Genomic DNA, 21,952 nt, shown 5'->3' on the forward strand with positions numbered 1-21,952 from the left:
CTACTTCTTGGCGGCTGGCGTTTCCGCTGCCGCGGCGCCCTTGGCGAGTTCCGCATGCAGGTTAGCCACGGAAGGGAACTGAAGGTCCGGGCGGAACGGGAAGGTATCCATGTCTTCCCGGGCGGTGATGCCGGTGTACACCAACGCCGTCAGGAGTCCGGCTTCCATGCCCGCAACGATATCGGTGTCCATGCGGTCGCCGATCATCGCGGTGGTTTCCGAGTGCGCATCGATCCGGTTCAAGGCGGAGCGGAACATCATCGGGTTCGGCTTGCCCACCACGTATGGGTCGCGGTTGGTTGCGCGCGAGATCAGGGCCGCGATGGCGCCGGTGGCCGGCATGATGCCCTCGGTGGAGGGGCCGGTGGCGTCCGGATTCGTTGCGATGAACTTCGCCCCGCCTTCGATCAGCCGGATGGCCTTGGTGATGGCTTCAAAAGAGTAGGTGCGGGTCTCGCCCAGAACCACGTAGTCAGGATTCTGATCGGTCATGATGAAACCTGCATCGTGCAGTGCGGTGGTCAGGCCGGCTTCGCCGATGACGAAGGTGCGGCCACCTGGACGCTGGCGAGCCAGGAACTCGGCGGTGGCCATCGCGGACGTCCAGATGTTCTCCTCCGGGACGTCCAGGCCCGAGGCCAGCAAGCGGGCGCGCAAATCGCGCGGGGTGAAGATGGAGTTGTTGGTCAGCACCAGGAAGCGCAGGTTGTTTTCGCGCCAGTAGCCCAAAAGCTCGGCGGCGCCCTTGATGGCCTGGTTCTCGTGCACCAATACGCCGTCCATGTCGGTGAGCCAGCATTTGATGTCGTGGACAGTTCGGGTACCGCGGATTGAAGTAGTCACGAGGCGTGGATCCTCCCTGGGAAAGTATGTGGTGGGAGCTATCGGCACTGAAAGTATCCCCTTCTATTAAGAGATTACACAGGCTCGTGCAAATGCACCGTGAACAAGGGCACGAACATAACGAACTAGGCTTAATACTGTGAACGAAGAAACGCATGAACCAGTGAATGATCCCGGTGCGCAGCATGTCATCGGTGTGGGCCCCTGGGAAGGGGAGCTGCCTACCGACGGAAGATACGATCCGCAGCTGCTTGCCGAGGGCGACCGGCGCAACGTCGCGGACAAATACCGCTACTGGACGATGGGCGCCATCATTGCTGATCTTGACGAACGCCGCCACGATTTCCATATCGCGATTGAAAACTGGCAGCACGATATGAACATCGGCACTGTGGTGCGCAGCGCCAATGCCTTCTTGGCCAAGGAAGTACATATCATCGGCCGCCGCCGCTGGAATCGGCGAGGCGCCATGGTCACGGATCGTTACCAGCATGTACGCCACCATGCAACGGTGGAGGAGTTCGTTGCCTGGGCCGAAGGCGAAGGGCTGACCATTCTGGGCATCGATATCTTCCCGGATTCCGTTCCATTGGAAACCTACGATCTTCCGAAGAACTGCGTGCTGGTCTTCGGGCAAGAAGGTCCCGGACTCAGTCCGGAAGTCCATGCCGCGGCCAAGGACACCTTGTCCATCGAGCAGTTCGGGTCGACTCGTTCAATCAATGCGGCTTCCGCCGCCGGGATTGCCATGCATGCATGGGTGCGCAGGCACGTGTTTGGACAAAAAGTAGGTTAACTGGAAATTTAATACTGGCGAGTTTAGTCGAGCATCTGGATTAGTTACCATTTTCGGCCTACGCTGGATTTTGGTTATGAAAATGTGATCTGGGAGAGGGCGGTCGTGAAACGACGTCATCAAGTGAACCACGACTTGTTGTTGCCGGGTTTGCCGCGACGCAGGAAACCATTGGTTATATGGTCGACTTCTATCGTCGCTGCGCTCGGGCTGACAGGAGCCTTGGCGATCCCAATCATGGCGCAGGTCGGAGATACCAGGCAGGGAAATATCCCCGTAGGCATCGGCGCTGTCGCTGATCCGTCGATGTTCAACGGGCCTGTCTATGTCAGCGCCGACGCTCCACTGAATGCCTTCGGCGGTTCCGGCAAGGAACTGGCAATTGACGGACGTCCAGTGGGCATGATCGATGGCGCTGATGCTGAATCCGAAGCAACCGGCGATGACAACGAATCCTCCGCATTGCTCGCCGGCATGGTAGGTGAACTGGGCAAGCTGCCTGGCGACCTGCAGCTGATGCACCCGGTCAAGACGCGCAAGATTTCCAGCCCCTACGGCTGGCGTGCCAACCCAACCGGTCCGGGCAACCAGATCCACATCGGCCAGGACTACCCGATTGCCTGCGGCTCGCCCGTTTACGCTTCCGAGGCTGGAACGGTCACCGTATCCTCATGGGCAGGCCACTCAGGCATGCGTGTGACCATTGATCACGGCAGCAATGTCCAGACTGGCTACAGCCACAATTCAAAGTTGATTGCCAAGGTGGGGCAGCGGGTCGAACAGGGCGAGCTGATTGCCTTGGCCGGCACTACCGGCAACTCGACCGGTTGCCATGTGCACTTCGAGGTCATCATCGATGGCCGTTGGCACGATCCGCGCAACTACCTGCCAACCATTCCTGGACAGCGTCAGGCAATGATTAATTCGCAGCGCCTGACGGTCAACGCCGGCACCGCTCCGAAGGGCAACGGCTCCCAGACGCCAGATCGCGCTCCAATCGGCCCGGATCCAGATGTGATCGTTCCCGAGGACGATACTCCAGTCATTCCTCGGCCGAAACCGACCCCATCGGAAACGAAGCGCCCGTCGCCAAGCGAGAGCGAATCCCCAAGCGGTTCCCAGTCGCCCGATGGCTCGCAGAGCCCTGACGGCTCGAAAAGCCCGGACGAGTCGACAAGTCCCAGCGAGTCGCAGAGCCCAGACGGTTCGACGAGCCCTGACGAGAGCTCGCCTACGGGGCCTGAAACGACTGCTCCTGCACCCACTGAGGGATCCGAGAAAGACGAAGCTCCGGTCGAGAATTCCCCAACGAATCCAGCTCCTGAGACTGAAACGGATTCCTCGAAGTCGACGTCAACCGGAAGCGAAACTCCGAATGCGTCCAAGAGCACGGCGCCAGCTCCAAGCACAACGGGCACCACGCAGGTGGCTCCATCGGGAAGCAGTTCCCAGAGCGCAACAAACGAATAAAGAACGCAATAAGCCAACGGCCAACTGTCATGAGACTAGTTCTCGTCTGGGTTGGCCGTTCGCTTTGCCGTAAACCTCGGAAATCCCCGTGTCACGATCTGAGATTTAGGACTCAGACAGTGCCATAGCCGATAGGATGGATGGCGAACCGCCGTCAATGGAGACGCGTAACCTCGCTAATCACCAGGAGTGAAGCATGCCTATCGCAACCCCCGATAAGTACAATGCAATGATCGATGCTGCCAAGGCAGGCGGCTACGCCTTCCCAGCAGTGAACGTGACCAGCTCGCAGACTTTGAACGCCGCAATCCGCGGTTTCGCAGAGGCTGAATCCGACGGCATCATCCAGGTCTCCACCGGCGGCGCCGCATACTGGTCGGGTGCGTCCATCAAGGACATGGTTGCCGGCTCGCTGGGCTTCGCGGCCTTCGCCCGCCAGGTTGCCAAGAACTACGGCGTGAACATCGCGCTGCACACCGACCACTGCCCAGCCGACAAGCTGGACGGTTTCGTGTTGCCGCTGCTTGCCGCTTCGGAGGCTGAAGTCGCTGCAGGCCGCGATCCATTCTTCAACTCCCACATGTGGGACGGTTCGGCTGAAACCCTCGAAGAGAACCTGCGCATTGCCGCAGAACTGCTTCCGCGCACCCATGCCGCCAAGCAGATCCTCGAAGTCGAGATCGGCACCGTGGGCGGCGAGGAAGACGGCGTGGAGAACGCCATTAATGACAAGCTCTACACCACCGTCGAAGACGCTCTGGCCACCATTGAGGCCCTGGGCTCCGGCGAGAAGGGCCGCTACATCACCGCGCTGACCTTCGGCAACGTCCACGGCGTTTACAAGCCAGGCAACGTAAAGCTGCGCCCAGAGATCCTGAAGGACATCCAGGCGCAGGTCGGCGCCAAGATCGGCAAGGACAACCCATTCGACCTGGTGTTCCACGGCGGCTCGGGCTCCTCGGAACAGGAAATCGCCGATGCGGTCTCCTACGGCGTAATCAAGATGAACATCGACACCGACACCCAGTACGCCTTCACCCGCCCGGTAGCTGGCCACATGCTTGCCAACTATGACGGCGTGCTGAAGGTCGACGGCGAAGTTGGCAACAAGAAGACCTACGACCCACGCGTGTGGGGCGCCAAGGCCGAAGAGTCCATGGCTGCCCGCATCGTTGAAGCTGCCCAGCAGCTCGGCTCGGCCGGAAAGTCGCTGAAGTAACCATGGTCGGAGAAAACCTGCTGGGCATCCCGGAAACCCTGCTTCCGGAAGAAACCGAAGTGCTGGCACGCCACGAAGCCGGGGACGAAGCCGCGGACTTGGCGGCAAAATTCCCTGCCTCGTCACTGGCTTGGGCACTGCTTGCCAACGAAGCGCATAACGAAGGCCGCATCGTGGAGTCCTATGCGTTTGCACGCGTGGGCTACCACCGCGGCCTGGACTCGCTGCGCAAGGCCGGCTGGCGCGGACAGGGCCCGGTGCCTTGGCGCCACGAGCCGAACCGCGGCTTCCTGCGCTCGCTGTACGCGCTGGGCCGGGCGGCTGCTGCCATCGGGGAGACCGAGGAAGTCGAGCGCATCGGCAAGTTCCTGAACGACTCGGATGCTACCGCCAAGGCTGAAATCGAAGCCGGCAAGTAGCCAATTTCGCAACACCGCTCGGCGGCTCTTCTCGCAAGGAGAAGAGCCGCCGAGCGGTATTTAACGCAGGCTTCCAACCCTGCGAAGGTCTCGTCGTCACCTTCAACAAACAGCAAACCGGCAGGTCATGACTCATTAAGAAACATGAGGGCGTTCTCATGTTGTTCTACTTCCGGACTCATCTAGTTCACCTAAAGTTCATTTCGAAGAGATCATCACCTCACGTCTTCGAAAGGGAGAGCAATGTTGTCATTCTGGATGGGACTGGGCTCCAACATCATCGGCATTACGGTTCTCGTGTACTTCGTATACTTCCGCCGCCACTTCCGCCGCGACCTCGTGCTGGCCTACATCGCCTTGAGCATGGGCATCTTCGCCGTCACCTTGCTGCTCTCGGGCAGCGGTGCGGGCATGGGGCTGGGTCTCGGCCTCTTCGGCATCCTCTCGATCATCCGCCTTCGGTCCGACACCTTGACCCAGGAAGAAGTGGCCTACTACTTCATCTCGCTGGCCATCGGCTTGGTCAACGGCCTGCACCCGGAACCTGCATGGCTGGCTCCGGCAGCGACCGCGGCCCTGGTTCTGGTGATGTTCCTTGCCGACCACCCGAGCTTCGCCCCGCGCACCGAACGCCAGACCGTGACCCTGGAACGCGCCTACCCGAAGAAGGTCGACCTGCAGGCCGCGCTTGAAGAACTGCTGGATGCCAAGGTGCTGCGAACCGTGGTTGTCGAGCTGGACATGGTGCGCGACCTGACCATCGTCGATGTCCGCTTCCGCACCAACGCCGCCGGCAGCAAGCCTGCGTCCAAGGCCAGCGCCTTCGAGAGCTTCTCCGGCACCTATGAACTGGCCAACAGCCAGACCGCCCCGGCCACGCAGAACGGAGCGAAACAGGGGTCGTGGTCTTGATGACTGCCCTTGCCGACAAGCGTATGGGCCTCGCCTCCTCCCAAGCCAGGGCGGCTCTGGAGGCAGCCGTCATCGGCCGGGAGCCAATCAGCCTCGAAGATGTGATCTCCGAAGCCGAGCTGCAGACCCGCGTCGACAAGAAGTTCCTGCTGACCCCGGAAGAATTCACCGCGCTATCCGAGCGCTTGGGCGACCAGTTCAAGATCATGCAGATCGACGGCCGGCGCACCTTCCGCTACGAATCGGTGTATTTCGACACCGAGGACTACGACCAGTACCGCGCCCACCGCCAGGGCCGGCGCCGGCGCTACAAGGTGCGCTCGCGCACCTATGCGGACACCGGGCTGTCGATGTTCGAGATCAAGACCAAGGGGCTGCGTGGCGCCACGGTGAAGCACCGTGTAGAGCAGGACCTGGACACTGCTGGCGAACTGACCAAGGAAAACCGGGAATTCCTCGAATCGGTGCTGCGCAGCGAGTACGGGCAGGAGGCACCCCAATTGCAGCCGGTCCTGGACAGCGCCTACCGCCGCGCGACGTTCGTGAACCCGATCGATGGTGAACGGCTGACCTGCGACGTCGAGCTGGAATACGCCCATGGCGAGGCGAAAGTCGACGGGCCGGACCTGATTGTCGTGGAGACCAAGTCAGCCGACGGCCGCGGCGTTTCGGACCAGGCCCTGGCGGAGCTGGGCATCCGCGAGGTGTCGATGTCCAAGTACTGCATCGGCATTGCGCTGCTGAACCCGCAGCTGCCGGCCAACCGCTGGAGCCGGCTGCTGCAGCAGAGCTTCGTCCCGGACCCGGCGCTGCGCTAGCACCGGCAGCGGATTCGGCTACCGCTCCGAGGCGAGACGGTAGCCGAATCCGCGCACCGTCTCAAAGCGTTCAGTTCCGAGCTTGTTGCGCAGGTAGCGGACATACACGTCCACCACGTTGGAACCGGGGTCGAAGTCATAGCCCCAGACCCGGGACAGCAGCTGCTCCCGGCTGAGCACCTGTCCGGGGTTGCGCAAGAACGCTTCGGCCAGCGCGAACTCGCGTGCCGACAGGTCGACCTCGCGTTCATCGACCGTCACGCGGCGGCGCAGCAAATCCATATGCAGGTTCTCGTGGGTCAGCGAAGACACCTCGGGGGCATTGTCCTCCGAGCGAAGGCGCAGGCGTACACGGGCCAGCAGCTCGTCGAAGTGGAACGGCTTGGCCATGTAGTCATCGGCGCCGTTCTGCAGGCCGGCGACCGTGTCTTCCACGCTGCCGCGCGCGGTCAGGATGATTACCGGCGTATCGATCTGCGCGGCGCGCAGGCGGCGCAGCACCGAGAATCCGTCCTCATCGGGCAGGCCCAGATCGAGGATGATCAGCTCATGGTCGCCTTCAATGGCCTGGCTGAAACCGTCATGCCCGGTTTCCGCGATGGATGAGGTCAGTCCCGCGGCACGCAGCCCCTTGGCAACGAACGAACTGATGCGCGGCTCATCTTCAATAATCAGTATCTGGCTCATGCTTCCTTGCTTCCAGTCGACAACGGCATGTCAATGTAGAACGTGGATCCCTTGCCATGCTCCGAATTCACCCACACTCGCCCGCCGTGGGTTTCAGCGATGGCCTGCACGATGTTCAGCCCCAGGCCGGAACCGGAGGAACGCACAGAGTTCTGGCCACGTCCAAAGCGCTCGAAAATGCGTTCAAGATCTTCGGCCTGGATGCCCACGCCCGCATCGGAAACCCACCAGCGCAAGGTGGTGTTGCCCTGGCCATCGCGGACAATCTCGTTGCCCAAGCCGATGCGGCTGCCCTCGGGCGAGAACTTCACCGCATTGGCGCACAGCTGCAGCATGGCCTGGGTGGTCCGGACCGGGTCGAGCGACACGGTGGCTTCGGTGCGGTAGTCGACGCGCCACTGGCGCGGTCCCAGGCCGCGAGCCTTGTCGAGGATGTCGTCCAGCAGCTTGCCGACTTCCGTCGGCTCAACCTGGAGGAAGTCCATGCGGTTGGATTTCGCCAGGGTCACCAGGTCGTTGATCAGCAAGGACATGCGCCCGAGCTCGTCCATGGCGATATCGCGGCTCTGCCCGACATCTTCTGGATCGCTGGGGTCCATCAGTTCCAGATGCCCGTTGATGATCGTCACCGGCGTGCGCAATTCGTGCCCGACATCATCGAGCAGCTGGCGCTGCGAGCTCAGCGCGCCTTCCAAGCGGTCCAGCATCTCGTTGACAGTGACGGTCAATTCGGCGAACTCGTCATTTCCGGAAACCTCGATGCGCTGGGAGACATCGGTCTCGGAAATCTGCTGCGCGGTGGTTTGCAGGCGGCGAATCGGGTCGAGCATCCGTCCCACCACAAGCCAGGCCGCCAGCGCGGCAACGAGCATGACCGAGCCGCCGACGGCGGCGTAGATCATGAAATTGCGGTCGTTGGCGATGGCCTCGGCGGAGTAGTCGTAGGCCAGCACGAAGGCGCCGTGCTCATGGTCGGCAGGAAGGCTGACCGGAACGACCACTGCGCGATAGGTAGTGATGTCCGTGTCTACAGTTCCCAGGCGGATATGGTTGGCAGCCTGGACGGTTCTGGCCCATTCGAGGAATTCCGGATCATCTTCAAGCCGGGTGTTGACGATATCCGGTGCGGTCCAGCGCACCTTGTTGCCAACCAGTGCGAGCATGCCCTGCTTCGGCGACGGCAGGGTGCGCTGCATGGCGATGTACAGCAGGTCCTCAGCGTGCTTGAAGCGCTCCATGGTCCGCGGGTCGACACCGGTTTCGGTGAGGACCTTGAATTCCTTGACGGTGCGGGTCAACGACTCGTCGAGGCGTTCGTTCAGTTCGTGGCGCTGCACGGCAAAGCTTGCGGTGCCCGCCACCAGCAGGGCCAGGCCCACGAGCAGCATCATGCCGGTCAGCACCCGGGCCCGGATGGACCACCGGCGTTCGGGTGAGCTAGTCATCGTCACCGTCGTCGTCGGCTTCTTCGTAGTCGTCGTCATCGTCGTCATCATCGTCGTACTGGTTGCCGGATGGAGGCAATGGGACGACGGTCTTCTTCGGCGGGGGTGGCGGCGTAGGTTTCGGCTTGGGAGTAGCGCTCGGCTTGGGTTCCTCCGAAGGCTCCGGCTTTTTCGACTTGCTCGGGCTGGACGACGGCTTCGGGGATTCGGTCGCCGAGGCGGAAGGCGAGGAGGTTGGGCCGTTGGGGGTGCTGCTGGTCGGAGCAGGGGTGGCTTCTTCGAAGATGAACCCTTCACCGAGGTCTTGGTCCGCCGGGCCTTCCAAGGCTTGGCTGATTCCGAACGCGCCCAGGCATACGACTGCCACGACAGCGATCGTCGCAAAGACACGGCGCAAAGCTTCCTTTCCCATGTTTTTCATTGTGGCTGAAATAAATGAGATCCAGATGAGAGATGCCGTTAGATGACGAAGGCTTCCCGGTGCTAGGCCAAATGCTCGAAGATGATGACCGTCTGGGTGGAAGCGAACGCGCGGTTGGACCCCAAGTGCGTGGCCACGAATGTCCGCAAATCTTCGATGCTCCGGGTCGACACCCGCACCAGCAAATCCGGCGACCCGCCGAGTACGAAGACTTCCTTGACCTCGGCGAGCTCCTTGAGCTGATGCGCCGAGGACAGCAGGCGGTCCCGGGCAGTGGAGGAGACCACGACGGAGATCATGGCGTTGACGGCAACGCCGAGCAGCCGCTCATTGATCGCAGCGTGGTAGCCGGTGATTACTCCCGCCTTGGAGAGGGCCTTGACCCGGCCCAGGCAGGTGGAGGGTGCCAGTCCGACCTTTGCGGCCAGGACATTGTTGGCGATCCGCGCATCCTGGCTCAGCTCAGCAAGGATGGACAAGTCCGTTCCGTCGACACGAACAGGATTCGGCAGGGCGTCGCCTTGAATCGTCCATACTGAACCTGGCACGGCTGATCAACTCGATTCTTCTAAAAAGTTCAGTTCTACTCGCACAGTATCGAATCTGATTCTACGATGGATTCATCATGGAGAACTGGAAGTTTTCCATCATTTATCGTGGCCGAACAGGAGATCCAATGACCACCCCACTGACCCGCCAATCGCTTGCACAGTTGGACGCGGCAGACCCGCTGGTGGCGTTCGGCGACCGCTTCAACCTCCCGGAAGGCGTCATCTACCTCGACGGCAATTCCCTGGGTGCGCTGCCCAAGGGAGCAGCCGAACGGGCCGCCCAGGTAGTCACCGAAGAATGGGGCCAGGGCCTGATCCGTTCATGGAACACCGCCGGCTGGTTCGAGATGCCGCTCAAGCTCGGCGACAAGCTGGGGCGCCTGCTGGGCGCGAACCCCGGCGAAACCGCGATCACCGACACCACCACGCTGAACTTGTTCAAGGCCCTGGCCTCGGCACTGCGCACGCAGAAGGCCGATGCCCCGCAGCGCCGGGTGATTCTCACCGAACGCGACAACTTCCCAACCGACATCTATATCGCCGAGGGCCTGGCCGATCTGGTCAACTCGCTCTCGCAGGAAACCGGCGTCGCCTACGAAGTGAAGCTCATCGATTCTGCGGAGTCGCTGCGTGCCGCACTGGACGAGACCGTGGCTGTGGTGGCCCTGTCGCACGTGAACTACCGCACCGGATCCATGTGGGACATGGATGAAGTGACCGCGGCCATCCACGCCTCGGGCGCCCTGGTGGTCTGGGACCTGGCCCATGCCGCGGGGGCGGTGCCGATCGACCTGAATGCGGCAGATGCCGACTACGCCGTGGGCTGCACCTACAAATATCTCAATGGCGGACCGGGCTCCCCGGCGTTCATCTGGGTCAATGCCCGCCACCACGAACGCTTCTGGCAGCCGCTGTCCGGCTGGTGGTCGCACAAGTCGCCCTTCGAGATGGCCGACAGCTACACCCCGGCCAACGACATCCGCCGCTTCATGTGCGGCACCCAGCCGGTCACCTCGCTGGCAATGATCGAGGTCGGCCTGGATATCGCCCTGGAAGCTGACATGGGCAAGGTGCGCGCCAACTCGCTGGAGCTGGTGGACCTGTTCATCGAGCTGGTGGAAATCCGTTGCGCCGGTTACGGTATGGAACTGGTGACCCCGCGCGAGCATGCAGCCCGCGGCAGCCATGTCAGCTTCCGCCATGAGCATGGATATGAAATCATCGCCGCACTCATCGACCAGGGCGTCATCGGAGACTACCGCGAACCGGAAGTCCTGCGCTTTGGCATCACCCCGCTGTACCTGACGCGCACCGATATCTGGGATGCCGTGGAGAAACTGCGTGAAATTCTGCACACCAATGCGTGGCAGCGCGAAGAGTACGCCGTGCGTAATGCCGTGACATGACGCAAATTCCCCCGGTTTCGGGCCATCCCGGGGCCGAAGCCGGCGAATCAGCGCGGGAGTAACCTTGAGAGCAGCACGGCATTTTCGATGCCGTGCTGTTCGCATAGGTCTAGAGGGAGCATCGTTGGGCAAGCAGCCGGTACGCGCCACTGAAGTCGGTTCGGGGTTGAAGAAGTCGCTGACTCCTGGGCAGATGTCCATGATCGCGCTGGGCAGCGCCATCGGTACCGGCCTTTTTGCCGGCAGCAAGCTCGCCATCGCCATGGCCGGCCCTTCGGTGATCATCAGCTACCTCATTGGCGGCGTCGTCGCCTTGCTGGTCATGGGCGCCTTGGCTGAAATGACCGTCAAGCAGCCGGTGGCAGGTTCCTTCGGCGTCTATGCCGAACGCTATCTGGGACGGTTTGCCGGATACCTGACCAAGTACCTGTACTGGTCGGCGCTGATTTTCGCCGTGGGCACCGAAGTCAGCGCGGTGGGCGAGTACATGCAGTACTGGTTCCCCGCAATCCCCGGGCTGGTGTGGGTCCTGGTCTTCTCGGCCGCGCTATTGGGCGTGAACTTCTCCAGCGTGAAGATCTTCGGAACCACCGAATACTGGTTCTCCGCGATCAAGGTCTTCGCGGTGATCGCGTTCATCATCATCGCCCTCTGGCTGGTCTTCCACGACCCCAGCGACCAGTTCGGGTTCCACAACTACTCGGCCGAGGGCGGCTTCTTCGCCAACGGCCCGTTCGGCATGTGGAGCGCTGTCATCGTAGCGATCTTCTCCTACATGGGCGTCGAGGCGATCTCCATTGCCGCCGCCGAGGCGAAGAAGCCGAAGTTCGCGGTGCGCAAGGCCTTCAAGGTCTCCTTCCTGCGATTGCTGCTCTTCTACGTGTTCACCATGTCCCTGATCCTCGCCGTGGCCCCAACCAGCGAATTGCTGGCTGGCGGTTCGCCATTTGTCACCGTGATGTCGCAGATTGGCATCCCGTTCGCCGACTCGGTGCTGAACCTCGTGCTCATCATCGCCGCGCTCTCGGCGATGAACGCCCAGCTCTACGCGGCCACCCGGATGCTGCATTCGCTGGCTGATTCCGGCCACGCGCCACGCCTGGCGCACCGGACCAACCGCGCAGGCGCACCGGTGCACGCGGTGTGGATGTCAGCCGGCGGCATCGCTGTGGCGGCAGGGGTGTATGCGATGGTCCCGGAGGGAGGCTTCGGCATCATGATGTCGCTGGCCACCTTCGGCGCATTGGCCACCTGGTTCATGATCCTGCTGACCCATGTGTCCTTCCGCCGCCAGGTGCGCCTGGAGAAGGCAGCACTTGAATTCAAACTGCCGGGCTACCCGGCCGCCTCGATGCTCGGCGCAGTGCTGCTCGGCGGCCTGCTGGTAACCTCGTTCTTCGTGCCGGAATTCAAGTACACGCTGATCTTCGGTGTGCCTTTCGTGATCGTGATGTCGATGCTCTACAAGCTGGTCTTCGACGGGAAGAAGCAGCCGGCGGCGAAGTAGCGGAGCTGGCTGCCGCGTGCTGTTCCACTGGAGAACGGCGGCACGGGCACTAAGATCTTAAAGGGCGTGCCAGTTGGCAGGTGCCGCAACTATCGAGGAGCAATGGTGGCCAAGCTGTATTTCCGCTACGGAGCGATGAACTCGGGCAAATCCACGAGCTTGCTGCAGGCCGCCTTCAACTACGAGGAACGCGGCCAGCGCATCCTGCTGGCCAAGCCCGGGATCGATACCAAGGGCGAGAGCTCCATCGTTTCCCGGCTCGGCATCGAACGCGAGGTCGACTTCAGCGTGGGCCCGGAAGAGAACCTGCGCGAGAAGTTCGCGGCCCACAGCCTGGGCGATGACCCCGATGCCCTGCTGCCGCATGTGGATGCGCCACCGGTGGCCTGCCTGCTGGTGGATGAAGCGCAATTCCTTTCCCGCGCCCAGGTCGATGACCTGCTGCGCATTGCCGTGCTCGATGATGTCCCGGTGCTTGCCTACGGCATCCGCACTGATTTCCGCACCCGTGCCTTCCCGGGTTCGGCGCGCTTGATGGAGCTGGCGCACTCGCTTGAAGAGCTCAAGACGATCTGCCGCTGCGGGCGCAAGGCCATGTTCAATACCCGCCGCTCGGGGGAGACGATTGTCTTTGACGGGGACCAGGTCGCGATCGACGGCGAAGAGGTCTGGTACGAGTCGCTGTGCGCCGCCTGCTATCTGGAAGCGTCCGGCGGCAACCTGGGCTAGCTTGGCGAGCTAGCCGATGAGGCCGGCAACTGCCCGCTGCAGGCCCCAATCGAAGCCGTCAGCCAGCGGTGCGTCGACATCAAGCTGGACGAGGTTCTGCCGGTAGGCCACCGAGCCGAGCACGTGGTTCAGGATCAGCTGCTGCCCATGGCGGGCGTTCTCGGCAGCCAGGCCCGCCGCTTCCAGCAGGGCGCGAAGCTGCAGGACCGGTTGCAGTTCGGTGGCCTGCATGGCGGTGGCGACTTCAATGACCTCGGGGCTGTCCTGGATCGGCAGCAATGCGAGGTAGAGCTTGCGCGCCAGCTGGAGGATTGCCTCGGCAGGGGAAGCATAGTCGGCGGCAGCCACCGACAACTCAGGGGTGTTCAGCAGCTGGGCGGCAACCTGCGCCAGCAGCTCCTGCTTGTTCTTCACATGCCAGTACAGGGCGCCGACCTGGACATCGAGTTCCTTGGCCAACCGGCGCATGGACAAGTCAGCCAGCCCGAACTGCTGCAGGATGCCAACCGCGGTGTCCACGACCGTTAACTGAGTCAATGCCATGGTGACAAGTCTAGTCGCACCGCCGGTGCGCGCTCAGGCGCCAAGCTCCGTGCGGGCAAGGAAATCGTTGCGGAACTGGCTGGAAGCCAGTGCGCGGTAGCGTTCGAGAATTTGCGGGGCAGGTTCCCTCGCCGGGAGCTCGGCAGTGTCCTGGGCCCAGTCGGGGAATTCCCCGGCCAGCACGCCGGCCGCCTGGCGCGCCGCGCCATCGGCCACGTATTCGCCCGGGACGGGCAGCAGGATTGGCAGGCCGAGGATCTGGGCGGCGATCTGCTGGACTGCGGGGGATTGCGCGCCGCCGCCGGCAAGGATGATGCGCTGGGCCTGCACTCCCTGCGCTTCAAGCGCGCGCAGCCCGTCGGCCAGGGAGCAGACCACGGCTTCCACGGCGCTGCGGGCCAGGTTTGCGGGAGTGTAGTTGGCCCGGGTGATGCCGTGCAGCGAGCCGGTGGCTTCTGGCAGGTTCGGGGTGCGCTCGCCGTCGAAGTAGGGCAGCAGCACCAGGCCGTCACAGCCGGGGGAGGCGGACAGCGCCAGGTCATTGAATTCCTCGAGGCTGACCTGCAGCAGGCCGGCGGTGGCATCGAAGATGCGGGTGGCGTTCAAAGTGCATACCAATGGCAGGTAGTTGCCGGTTGCGTCGGCGAAGCCTGCCACCACCCCGGAGGCATCGGCCGCGGGTGAATCGGCGACCGCGAAAACGGTGCCGGAAGTGCCCAAAGAAATGACCACGTCGCCCACCGTGGCGCCTACGCCCAAGCCGGCCGCGGCGTTATCGCCCGCGCCGGCACCGATCAGTGCGCCGGAAGCGGTGCGGCCGATGGCCTCCAGCGGGCCAGCGACCGTAGGCAGAATCGGGGCGTGGCCCAGATGCTGCTCCAGTGCCTTGAAGTCATAGGCGTTTTCTGCGGCGCGGTAGTAGCCGGTGCCCGAGGCATCCGAGCGGTCGGTGCGCAGTGCGGCAAGGCCGGCCGCCCCGGAGCCCGGGCCGTAGCCGGCCAGGCGCCAGGACAGCCAGTCGTGCGGCAGGCAGATGGCCGCGACCTTGGCCGCGTTCGCAGGTTCATGATCCTTCAGCCAGCGCAGCTTGGCCAGCGTGATCGAGGGGACCGGGACGGTGCCGGTGCGCTGCGCCCAGTACTTGGCGCCCGCGGCGGCATCGCCCTGGCCGGCTTCGGCGATGATCTGGCTGGCCGCCTGCGCGCTGCGCGTGTCGTTCCACAGCAGCGCCGGGCGGATCACCGCGCCGTCGGCGTCGAGCACCACCATGCCATGCTGCTGCCCGCCCACCGAGACGGCGTCCACGTCATCCAGGCCCCCGGCCTGGGCGATCGCTTCCTGCAATGCGCTGTACCAGGCTTCGGGGTCCACTTCGCTGCCCTCGGGGTGCGCGGCCCGCCCGGAACGGACAAGCGCACCGGTGGCGGCGTCGCGGATCACCACCTTGCAGGACTGGGTGGAGGAATCGATGCCGGCAACGAGCGTCATGGTTCTTCGGCTGCTTTCTGCGGTGGGCGGGTGCTGGATCTTTAGCGGGCGCCGAGCAGGTGCTCGATGGCCAGCTGGTTCAGGCGGACGAACGCGAAATTGCGCTGCGCGGCGGCGTTGGCGTCGAAGTCGGCGAAGCTCGCCGCATCGGCCATTAGCTGCTGCGCACTCTCGCCGGCGCCCAGGGTGCTTTCGCCCAGCTCGAACACGCCCGAGAGCTTCATGGCCTCCTGTACCTCGGGGTCTGCGCGGAATGCGGTGGCGCGTTCCTTGAGCATCAGATACATCGACATGTTGGCCTGGGCCGAGTCCCACACACCGTCGTAGCCGTCGGTGCGCGATGGCTTGTAGTCGAAGTGGCGCGGGCCATCGTACGTAGGCCCGCCGTTCGGGAAGCCGTTTTCCAGCAGGTCCACGGTGAAGAAGGCGCTGGCCAGGTCGCCGTGGCCGAAGACCAGGTCCTGGTCGTACTTGATGCCGCGCTGGCCGTTGAGGTCGATATGGAACAGCTTGCCGGCCCATAGCGCCTGGGCGATGCCGTGGGTGAAGTTCAGGCCGGCCATCTGCTCATGTCCGGTTTCCGGGTTCAGCCCGACAATGTCGCCGTGCTCAAGCTTCTCGATGAAGGCCAGGCCGTGGCCGACGGTGGGCAGGAAGATGTCGCCGCGCGGCTCATTGGGCTTCGGCTCCAGCGCGATGCGCAGGTTGTAGCCTTTTTCCTTGATGTAGCCGGCAGCGGTGTCCACGCCTTCGCGCATGCGGTCCAGCGCCGCGGCCAAATCCTTGGAGCCATCGTATTCGCTGCCTTCGCGCCCGCCCCACATGACGAAGGTTTCGGCACCCATTTCGGCAGCCAGATCGATGTTGTGCAGCACCTTGGCCAGCGCGAAGCGGCGGATCGAGCGGTCGTTGGAGGTGAAGCCGCCGTCCTTGAACACCGGGTGGCTGAACAGGTTGGTGGTCACCATCGGGACCTTCAACCCGGTTTCCTCCAGCGCCGTGCGGAAGCCTGCCAGGATTTGTTCACGTTCCGCCTCGGTGGCGTCGAAGGGAACCAGGTCGTTGTCGTGGAAGGTGATGCCGTAGGCGCCGAGCTCGGCCAGCTTGTGCACAGCTTCCACCGGGTCCAGGTTTTCGCGGGTGGCGACGCCGAAGGGGTCGGCGCCGGTCCAGCTCACGGTCCACAATCCAAAAGTGAAGCGGTCGGCGGCGGTTGGCTGAAGGGTCATGGGATGCATCCTCGGATCGGGGTGGGGTGGCTTCCACCATTTAGTTTATGTCCTGAACTATATGGGTGGCCATGCGCTAGAGTCAATAGCGAAGAACATCAGTCCGGTCGCCAATTTCCCAGGAGCAGGCATGCGCACGACAACAGCCAAAACCCAGCCTGCGCCGTCCACGGCGCCGGGCAGCGTGGGGGATGTCCGCAAGGCGAACCTGGCCAGGGTGCTTGCGGTGATTGCCGGGGCCGCCAGCGGCCAGCGCCTGTCCCGCGCCGATATCGCGGCCCGCAGCAAGCTCACCAAGGCCTCGGTATCCAGCCTGGTTGCGGATCTGCTGGAAACCGGCCTGGTCATCGAAATCGGGGTGCACCGCGACGGTGAACGCGGCAGGCCCTCGGTGGGGCTGGTGCTGAACCCGGCACGCTGCGTGATCGGCATGGAAATCAATGTCGACTACATCTCCGCCGGGTTGGTCGACCTGTCCGGGAAATTGCTGGATCACCGGATCGTCGCCCGCGCCAACGGCACAGCCACCACCGAGCGGGTCATGGCTGCCCTCGGCGAGCTGAGTGCCGAGATGCAGCAGGCAGCCACGGCCCAGGGACTTGAAATCCTGGGCGGGGCGCTCGCCGTGCCGGGCCTGGTGGACGAGGAAAAATTCATGGTGCTCCAGGCCCCGAACCTGGGCTGGGCGGACCAGGTGCTGGATGCCGCGAAGCTGCTGGCCGAGCCGAAGACCCGCGTCCGCCTGTTCAATGAGGCCAATGCCTCCGCGCTGGCGCAGCTGCAGCTGATGGAGCCGGGCCAGCGGGACTTCCTGTTCGTTTCCGGCGAAGTGGGCATCGGCGGCGGCGTGGTCATCGACGCGCAACTCTTCACCGGCCCGCAGGGCCACGCGGGCGAACTGGGCCACGTGGTGATCCAGCCGGGAGGCAATCCCTGCAGCTGCGGCGGACAGGGCTGCCTGGAAACCGTGGCCGGCCAGGAAGCAATCCTGGCGGCCGCCGAATCGGCCGATTCCGCGCACGGCCTCTCGCGCCAGCAGCGCATCGGCAATTTCTACCGGGCCCTGGAGGGGCGAGAAGAAAAAGCGCTGCGCGCGGTGGCCGAAGCCGGAACCGCGGTGGGCATCGCCCTGGCCTCCACGCTGCGCCTGTTCAATATCTCCACCGTGGTGTTCGGCGGGCATTTCGCCGCCCTGGAACGGTGGCTGCTGCCGGCGGTCCATGAGGCATTGCAGGCCCACGCGCCGGGCATCGCCAGCGAAGCCAAGCTGGCGTGCTCGCCGCTGGGGCAGGCCGGCGCCTTGGCCGGCGCGGCGCGAAGCGTGGTCGGGGACCTGCTCGAAGCCCCGCACCAGCTGGTGGCCTAGGGTGCGCTGACCGGCTGCTGCAGCTCGGTCACCCAATCGGCCTGGTCTTCCGACGCGGCCCGCAGATACACTTCGCGGCACGGGCCGGAGGGCACCAGCCCGCGGGCCAGCACCTCGTCATGCACCGCCTGCCAGCTTTCGTGGATGCTGTCCATGGCCCCCAGATGCATTCCGCAGATGGCCTCGGGAACCGCGGGCAGCTCGATGATTTCGGCGCCGTCGACGGTGTCAGCCGTGCTGGCATACCCGGCAATGACCTCCATTCCGGACTCGCTGCCGGTGTACTGCGCAATTGGCGTGGCCAGGCTCTGGCCCTGCAATGCCTGGGCGACACGGTCGAACACTCCACCGATCAGCCCGGCGATCTGGGGCTGCTCGGCCACCGTGAAGCGGCCGGCGGCCAGGCGTACCGCAGGCAGCGGCTTATGGATGATTTCAATGCGTGACATGAGTTTCTCCTTCGAGATCAAGCGCAGGCGCCGTTGCACATCCTGCAACCGCTGCGTGGCGAGCCGGTGTTCGGCCTCGACCTGCGCAGCACGGTGCCGCAGGTGCCCAGCAATTTCTTCCGCGGTGGCTCCCTGATCCAGGATCGAGGACACCTCCTCCAGCCCGAATCCCAGTTCGCGCAGCGCAACGATCTGGTGCAAGCGCGGCAGCTGGGAGGGGTCGTAGGAACGGTAGCCGGTGAACGGGTCCACGTGGGCGGGTTTGAGCACGCCGGCGGTATCCCAGTGCCGCAGCATGCGGTGGGTCACCTGGCCGATTTGCGCAAACGCGCCGATGGATAACATGCTTCAGTTCTCCGCCCTCACACAGTGTCAGGGTCAAGTTTGCTTGAAAAAGCCGCGGATATCCACGAATAACCCCGGCTCCGTGACCTACAGCTCGAGATTCGCTAATCGTTTCGGTAAACTTTGGTCGTAAGAGCCCCTAACTCTTGCAACGGACCTCCGGGTTTCAGTGAGCAGGACAGGGGCATATTTTTTGCCCGGCACCGTGCCGGGACGGCGCTAAGCACGCCGCAACCGCTGCTTAAAGCAAGGGGGAGGATCCCATGCCAGCAATCGTGATCGTCGGAGCCCAATGGGGCGATGAAGGCAAAGGAAAGGCTACCGACCTGCTCGGTGGCAAGGTCGACTACGTAGTGAAGCCAAACGGTGGCAACAACGCCGGGCACACAGTGGTCGTAGGCGGCGAGAAGTACGAGCTCAAGCTCCTTCCAGCCGGCATTCTTTCCCCGAATGCCACTCCGATTATCGGCAATGGCTGCGTGGTGAACCTTGAGGCCCTCTTCGAAGAGATCGATGGCCTGGAGTCCCGCGGTGCCGATACCTCCAAGCTGCGCGTTTCGGCCAACGCCCACCTGGTCGCCCCTTACCACCAGACCATGGACAAGGTCACCGAACGCTTCCTGGGCAAGCGGGCCATCGGCACCACCGGCCGCGGCATCGGTCCCGCCTACATGGACAAGGTCGGACGCCTGGGCATCCGCGTGCAGGACGTCTTCGACGAATCGATCCTGCGCCAGAAGGTCGAAGGCGCGCTGCGCCAGAAGAACGAGCTGCTGGTCAAGATCTACAACCGCCGCAGCGTCGAGGTCGAGGAAATCGTCTCGTACTTCCTGTCCTACGCCGAGCGCCTGCGCCCGCTGGTCATCGACTCCACCTACGAGCTGAACAAGGCGCTGGACGAGGACAAGGTCGTGCTGATGGAAGGCGGCCAGGCCACCTTCCTGGACGTGGACCACGGCACCTACCCGTTCGTGACCTCTTCCAACCCGACCGCCGGCGGCGCTTCGGTGGGTTCGGGCATCGGCCCGACCCGCATCACCCGTTCGATCGGCATCATCAAGGCCTACACCACCCGCGTGGGTGCCGGTCCGTTCCCCACCGAGCTGTTCGACGACATGGGCATCTACCTGCAGAAGACTGGCGGCGAGTACGGCGTGAACACCGGCCGCCCGCGCCGCTGCGGCTGGTACGACGCGGTGCTGGCCCGCCACGCTTCGCGCGTGAACGGCTTCACCGACTATTTCGTGACCAAGCTGGACGTGCTCACCAACATCGAGCAGATCCCGGTCTGCGTGGCCTACGACGTGGATGGCGTGCGCCACGACGAGATGCCGATGACCCAGACCGAGTTCCACCATGCGAAGCCGATCTTCGAGTACTTCCCGGGCTGGACCGAGGACATCTCCGGGGCCAAGACCCTGGAAGACCTGCCGGAGAACGCCCGCAACTACATCCTGGCCCTGGAGAAGATCAGCGGCACCCGGATCTCCGCCATTGGCGTGGGTCCTGACCGCGACCAGACCATCGTGCGCCACGATCTGATCAACGACTAGTTCCGACAGTTACGCGGAAACCCCCAGTAGGAGCATCCTGCTGGGGGTTTCCTCATACCTGTCATAAGCGGAGTACCGGTGCCCAGAGGAGAACCTTCCGCCAGCGGAGCGGCTACGGTTCGACGCTGACGCCTTCTTCCTTGGATTTGCCCGAGACCCGCAAGTTCCACTGGGTGAGCACCTTGGAATCGGTGGCCTTGGTGACAGCGGAGACCACGGCAAAGGTCGCCGCGGAGGCGATCAGGCCGTAGTAGATCGGTTCGTTGGCGTAGACGCCATCGAACTTGTTCTCAGCTTGGATCTCCAAGATGATCATGGTGCCCAGCGTGACCACGGTGCCCACGGCCATGGACGCAGTTGCGCCCGCGCCGTTGCCGCGCTTCCACAGCAGGCCGCCGATGATGGCCACCAGCAGGCCGCCGACCAGGATGTCGTAGGCGATGGTCAGCGCGGCGACCACGTCGTCGACGAGGATCGCCAGGGTCACCGTGACGATGCCGAGGACCAGCACCCAAATGCGGTTCGCCCGCACGTCGTGCTCCGGGTTCAGATCGGTGTTCACCTGGATATCCTTGCCGAACCAGCTGGCCACGAATGGGGTCACGTCGGTACGGGCCACGGTAGCCGCTGCAATCAGCGCGCCCGACGCGGTGGACATCATCGCGGCCACGGCGGCGGCCATGACCAATCCGCCCACGGCTACCGGCAGCAGCTGGGTGGCGACCTCGGCGTAGACCACGTCCTTGTTGTCTGCCGCCCCGGCGATATCCGGCAGGGCGACCTTGGCCGCCATGCCGATGAGCGCGCCGGCGATGCCATAGACGATGCAGTAGATCCCGGCGGTGGTACCGCCCCAGCGGGCGACCTTCGGGGTCTTCGCGGTGAACACGCGCTGCCAGATGTCCTGGCCGATCAGCAGGCCCAGGGTGTAGACCACGAAGTAGGTGATGATGGACTGCACGCCGATGCCGGTGATGTCGAAGAATTCTGCACCGATGCGTTCGCGGATGCCGTCCAGGCCGCCGGCGGCATGCATGGAGAATGGCAGCATCAGGGCGAAGATGCCGATGGTCTTGATGATGAACTGAACCTGGTCGGCCAGGGTAATGGACCACATGCCGCCGATGGTCGAGTAGACGACCACGATGGCGCCGCCGATGGCGATGGCCAGCCATTTCTCCCAGCCGAAGAGCACCACGAAGATGGTGGCGTAGGCGCTGGTGGAGGTGGCGCAGAGCATCAGCGTATAGGCCAGCATGACGATGCCGGAGGTGTTGGTTGCTGTCTGGCTTCCATAGCGCAGGGAGAGCATCTGCGAAACGGTGAAGACCTTGAGCTTCTGCAGCGTCGGGGCGAATGCGAGCGACAGCAGGATCACGCCGGCGCCGATGGCGACCACGAGCCACATGCCGGAAATGCCCCACTTGTAGCCCAGGCCCACACCGCCCACGGTGGAGGCGCCGCCAAGCACCACTGCGGCCATGGTTCCGGTATAGAGGAACGGGCCGAGGCGGCGGCCGGCCACCAGGTAGTCGCTGCTGTTCTTGGTGCGGGACTTGCCCCACCAGCCAAAGGCCAGCATAGCGGCCAGGTAGGCGGCGACAATTGCGCCGTTGATGAATTCCATGGAGAACCTCGATGTCCGGGCGCATGCAGCGCTTACCGTAAGTAAACTTTTGTTGCACCATAGGCTACTCGCGCTCAGGCCGCCGATCAATGGAATTGGCAATTGTTGCCTGCCGCCCGGCTCGCGCCA

The 21,952-nt window shown here is 63.6% G+C and carries 21 protein-coding genes; 11 read left to right on the plus strand and 10 right to left on the minus strand.

The annotated features are described in order from the left end of the window. Positions 1–843 carry an HAD-IIA family hydrolase gene (locus F0M17_RS01060; RefSeq protein WP_100339296.1) on the minus strand — a complete coding sequence of 281 codons (843 nt, stop codon included), beginning with the start codon at positions 841–843 and terminating at the stop codon, positions 1–3. 139 nt (positions 844–982) lie between these two features. Here F0M17_RS01060 and F0M17_RS01065 point away from each other — a divergent pair, with 139 nt between their 5' ends. From F0M17_RS01065 to F0M17_RS01090, 6 genes are all read left to right on the plus strand, one after another. Further along, positions 983–1,639 carry an RNA methyltransferase gene (locus tag F0M17_RS01065; RefSeq protein WP_149596143.1) on the plus strand — a complete coding sequence of 219 codons (657 nt, stop codon included), beginning with the start codon at positions 983–985 and terminating at the stop codon, positions 1,637–1,639. Positions 1,640–1,861: 222 nt separating this feature from the next. Continuing rightward, positions 1,862–3,109 carry a M23 family metallopeptidase gene (locus F0M17_RS01070; protein ID WP_149596144.1) on the plus strand — a complete coding sequence of 416 codons (1,248 nt, stop codon included), beginning with the start codon at positions 1,862–1,864 and terminating at the stop codon, positions 3,107–3,109. 196 nt (positions 3,110–3,305) lie between these two features. Continuing rightward, positions 3,306–4,328: a class II fructose-bisphosphate aldolase gene (gene fbaA, locus F0M17_RS01075; RefSeq protein ID WP_073707306.1), complete on the plus strand. Its 1,023-nt coding sequence runs from the start codon at positions 3,306–3,308 to the stop codon at positions 4,326–4,328. Positions 4,329–4,330: 2 nt separating this feature from the next. Continuing rightward, positions 4,331–4,747 (plus strand): DUF3151 domain-containing protein, encoded by a 417-nt coding sequence (locus tag F0M17_RS01080; RefSeq protein ID WP_038991994.1) that lies wholly within the window; start codon positions 4,331–4,333, stop codon positions 4,745–4,747. A gap of 243 nt (positions 4,748–4,990) precedes the next feature. Then, entirely contained in the window at positions 4,991–5,659 is a 669-nt protein-coding gene (locus tag F0M17_RS01085; RefSeq protein WP_149596145.1) for a DUF4956 domain-containing protein, read from the plus strand. Further along, complete coding sequence (locus F0M17_RS01090) at positions 5,659–6,477, plus strand: polyphosphate polymerase domain-containing protein (protein WP_149596146.1); 819 nt, start codon at positions 5,659–5,661, stop codon at positions 6,475–6,477. Before F0M17_RS01085 ends, F0M17_RS01090 begins: the two co-directional genes overlap by 1 nt. Positions 6,478–6,495: 18 nt before the next feature. Here the strand turns inward: F0M17_RS01090 and F0M17_RS01095 are convergent, their stop codons facing one another. From F0M17_RS01095 to F0M17_RS01110, 4 genes are all read right to left on the minus strand, one after another. Next, complete coding sequence (locus tag F0M17_RS01095; RefSeq protein WP_038991992.1) at positions 6,496–7,164, minus strand: response regulator transcription factor; 669 nt, start codon at positions 7,162–7,164, stop codon at positions 6,496–6,498. Then, positions 7,161–8,609: a cell wall metabolism sensor histidine kinase WalK gene (locus F0M17_RS01100; protein ID WP_244213543.1), complete on the minus strand. Its 1,449-nt coding sequence runs from the start codon at positions 8,607–8,609 to the stop codon at positions 7,161–7,163. The genes F0M17_RS01095 and F0M17_RS01100 overlap by 4 nt, the downstream gene beginning before the upstream one ends. After that, positions 8,602–9,021, minus strand: a complete 420-nt coding sequence (locus tag F0M17_RS01105) for a hypothetical protein (protein ID WP_121865978.1) — start codon at positions 9,019–9,021, stop codon at positions 8,602–8,604. The genes F0M17_RS01100 and F0M17_RS01105 overlap by 8 nt, the downstream gene beginning before the upstream one ends. A 71-nt stretch (positions 9,022–9,092) precedes the next feature. Then, entirely contained in the window at positions 9,093–9,509 is a 417-nt protein-coding gene (locus F0M17_RS01110) for an Lrp/AsnC family transcriptional regulator (protein WP_244213544.1), read from the minus strand. Between the two features lie 197 nt (positions 9,510–9,706). On the opposite strand from F0M17_RS01110, the gene kynU reads away from it, so the two are divergent. The 3 genes from kynU to F0M17_RS01125 all read left to right on the plus strand — a co-directional run bounded on the left by kynU (position 9,707) and on the right by F0M17_RS01125 (position 13,223). Next, positions 9,707–10,987: a kynureninase gene (gene kynU / locus F0M17_RS01115; RefSeq protein ID WP_149596147.1), complete on the plus strand. Its 1,281-nt coding sequence runs from the start codon at positions 9,707–9,709 to the stop codon at positions 10,985–10,987. A gap of 124 nt (positions 10,988–11,111) precedes the next feature. Then, a complete protein-coding gene (locus F0M17_RS01120) occupies positions 11,112–12,494 on the plus strand; it encodes an amino acid permease (RefSeq protein ID WP_149596148.1) in 1,383 nt (460 codons plus the stop codon). Between the two features lie 105 nt (positions 12,495–12,599). Then, complete coding sequence (locus tag F0M17_RS01125) at positions 12,600–13,223, plus strand: thymidine kinase (RefSeq protein WP_066144123.1); 624 nt, start codon at positions 12,600–12,602, stop codon at positions 13,221–13,223. Between the two features lie 9 nt (positions 13,224–13,232). Here the strand turns inward: F0M17_RS01125 and F0M17_RS01130 are convergent, their stop codons facing one another. The 3 genes from F0M17_RS01130 to xylA are packed head-to-tail and all read right to left on the minus strand — an operon-like array spanning position 13,233 to position 16,483. Beyond that, positions 13,233–13,766 (minus strand): TetR/AcrR family transcriptional regulator, encoded by a 534-nt coding sequence (locus F0M17_RS01130; protein ID WP_149596149.1) that lies wholly within the window; start codon positions 13,764–13,766, stop codon positions 13,233–13,235. A 33-nt stretch (positions 13,767–13,799) separates the two neighbouring features. Further along, a complete protein-coding gene (gene xylB / locus F0M17_RS01135) occupies positions 13,800–15,254 on the minus strand; it encodes a xylulokinase (RefSeq protein WP_149596150.1) in 1,455 nt (484 codons plus the stop codon). Positions 15,255–15,295: 41 nt separating this feature from the next. Beyond that, the gene (gene xylA / locus F0M17_RS01140; protein ID WP_149596151.1) at positions 15,296–16,483 is read right to left on the minus strand and encodes a xylose isomerase; all 1,188 of its coding nucleotides are present in this window, start codon (positions 16,481–16,483) and stop codon (positions 15,296–15,298) included. A gap of 130 nt (positions 16,484–16,613) precedes the next feature. On the opposite strand from xylA, the gene F0M17_RS01145 reads away from it, so the two are divergent. Beyond that, positions 16,614–17,849, plus strand: coding sequence for an ROK family transcriptional regulator (locus F0M17_RS01145; RefSeq protein ID WP_149596152.1), 1,236 nt, complete (start codon positions 16,614–16,616; stop codon positions 17,847–17,849). On the opposite strand, the gene F0M17_RS01150 is transcribed toward F0M17_RS01145, so the two are convergent. Beyond that, positions 17,846–18,643, minus strand: coding sequence for a MerR family transcriptional regulator (locus F0M17_RS01150; RefSeq protein ID WP_149596153.1), 798 nt, complete (start codon positions 18,641–18,643; stop codon positions 17,846–17,848). The two genes, F0M17_RS01145 and F0M17_RS01150, sit on opposite strands and share 4 nt — an antisense overlap. Before the next feature lie 263 nt (positions 18,644–18,906). On the opposite strand from F0M17_RS01150, the gene F0M17_RS01155 reads away from it, so the two are divergent. Further along, positions 18,907–20,196 (plus strand): adenylosuccinate synthase, encoded by a 1,290-nt coding sequence (locus F0M17_RS01155; RefSeq protein ID WP_038991981.1) that lies wholly within the window; start codon positions 18,907–18,909, stop codon positions 20,194–20,196. A 112-nt stretch (positions 20,197–20,308) separates the two neighbouring features. Here the strand turns inward: F0M17_RS01155 and F0M17_RS01160 are convergent, their stop codons facing one another. Beyond that, positions 20,309–21,823: a sodium:solute symporter gene (locus tag F0M17_RS01160; protein WP_149596154.1), complete on the minus strand. Its 1,515-nt coding sequence runs from the start codon at positions 21,821–21,823 to the stop codon at positions 20,309–20,311. Between the last annotated feature and the right edge of the window lie 129 nt (positions 21,824–21,952).

Origin of the sequence: Glutamicibacter sp. ZJUTW (assembly GCF_008370855.1) — a bacterium.
In the GTDB taxonomy this organism is placed as follows: domain Bacteria; phylum Actinomycetota; class Actinomycetes; order Actinomycetales; family Micrococcaceae; genus Glutamicibacter; species Glutamicibacter nicotianae.

What these genes read in the sequence shown, in the direction of transcription:
- fbaA (WP_073707306.1), top strand. Translation starts at nt 3,306, where the DNA reads ATGCCTATCGCAACCCCCGATAAGTACAATGCAATGATCGATGCTGCC.
- F0M17_RS01080 (WP_038991994.1), top strand. Translation starts at nt 4,331, where the DNA reads ATGGTCGGAGAAAACCTGCTGGGCATCCCGGAAACCCTGCTTCCGGAA.
- F0M17_RS01085 (WP_149596145.1), top strand. Translation starts at nt 4,991, where the DNA reads ATGTTGTCATTCTGGATGGGACTGGGCTCCAACATCATCGGCATTACG.
- F0M17_RS01090 (WP_149596146.1), top strand. Translation starts at nt 5,659, where the DNA reads ATGACTGCCCTTGCCGACAAGCGTATGGGCCTCGCCTCCTCCCAAGCC.
- F0M17_RS01095 (WP_038991992.1), bottom strand. Translation starts at nt 7,164, where the DNA reads ATGAGCCAGATACTGATTATTGAAGATGAGCCGCGCATCAGTTCGTTC.
- F0M17_RS01100 (WP_244213543.1), bottom strand. Translation starts at nt 8,609, where the DNA reads ATGACTAGCTCACCCGAACGCCGGTGGTCCATCCGGGCCCGGGTGCTG.
- F0M17_RS01105 (WP_121865978.1), bottom strand. Translation starts at nt 9,021, where the DNA reads ATGGGAAAGGAAGCTTTGCGCCGTGTCTTTGCGACGATCGCTGTCGTG.
- kynU (WP_149596147.1), top strand. Translation starts at nt 9,707, where the DNA reads ATGACCACCCCACTGACCCGCCAATCGCTTGCACAGTTGGACGCGGCA.
- F0M17_RS01130 (WP_149596149.1), bottom strand. Translation starts at nt 13,766, where the DNA reads ATGGCATTGACTCAGTTAACGGTCGTGGACACCGCGGTTGGCATCCTG.
- xylB (WP_149596150.1), bottom strand. Translation starts at nt 15,254, where the DNA reads ATGACGCTCGTTGCCGGCATCGATTCCTCCACCCAGTCCTGCAAGGTG.
- xylA (WP_149596151.1), bottom strand. Translation starts at nt 16,483, where the DNA reads ATGACCCTTCAGCCAACCGCCGCCGACCGCTTCACTTTTGGATTGTGG.
- F0M17_RS01145 (WP_149596152.1), top strand. Translation starts at nt 16,614, where the DNA reads ATGCGCACGACAACAGCCAAAACCCAGCCTGCGCCGTCCACGGCGCCG.
- F0M17_RS01150 (WP_149596153.1), bottom strand. Translation starts at nt 18,643, where the DNA reads ATGTTATCCATCGGCGCGTTTGCGCAAATCGGCCAGGTGACCCACCGC.
- F0M17_RS01155 (WP_038991981.1), top strand. Translation starts at nt 18,907, where the DNA reads ATGCCAGCAATCGTGATCGTCGGAGCCCAATGGGGCGATGAAGGCAAA.
- F0M17_RS01160 (WP_149596154.1), bottom strand. Translation starts at nt 21,823, where the DNA reads ATGGAATTCATCAACGGCGCAATTGTCGCCGCCTACCTGGCCGCTATG.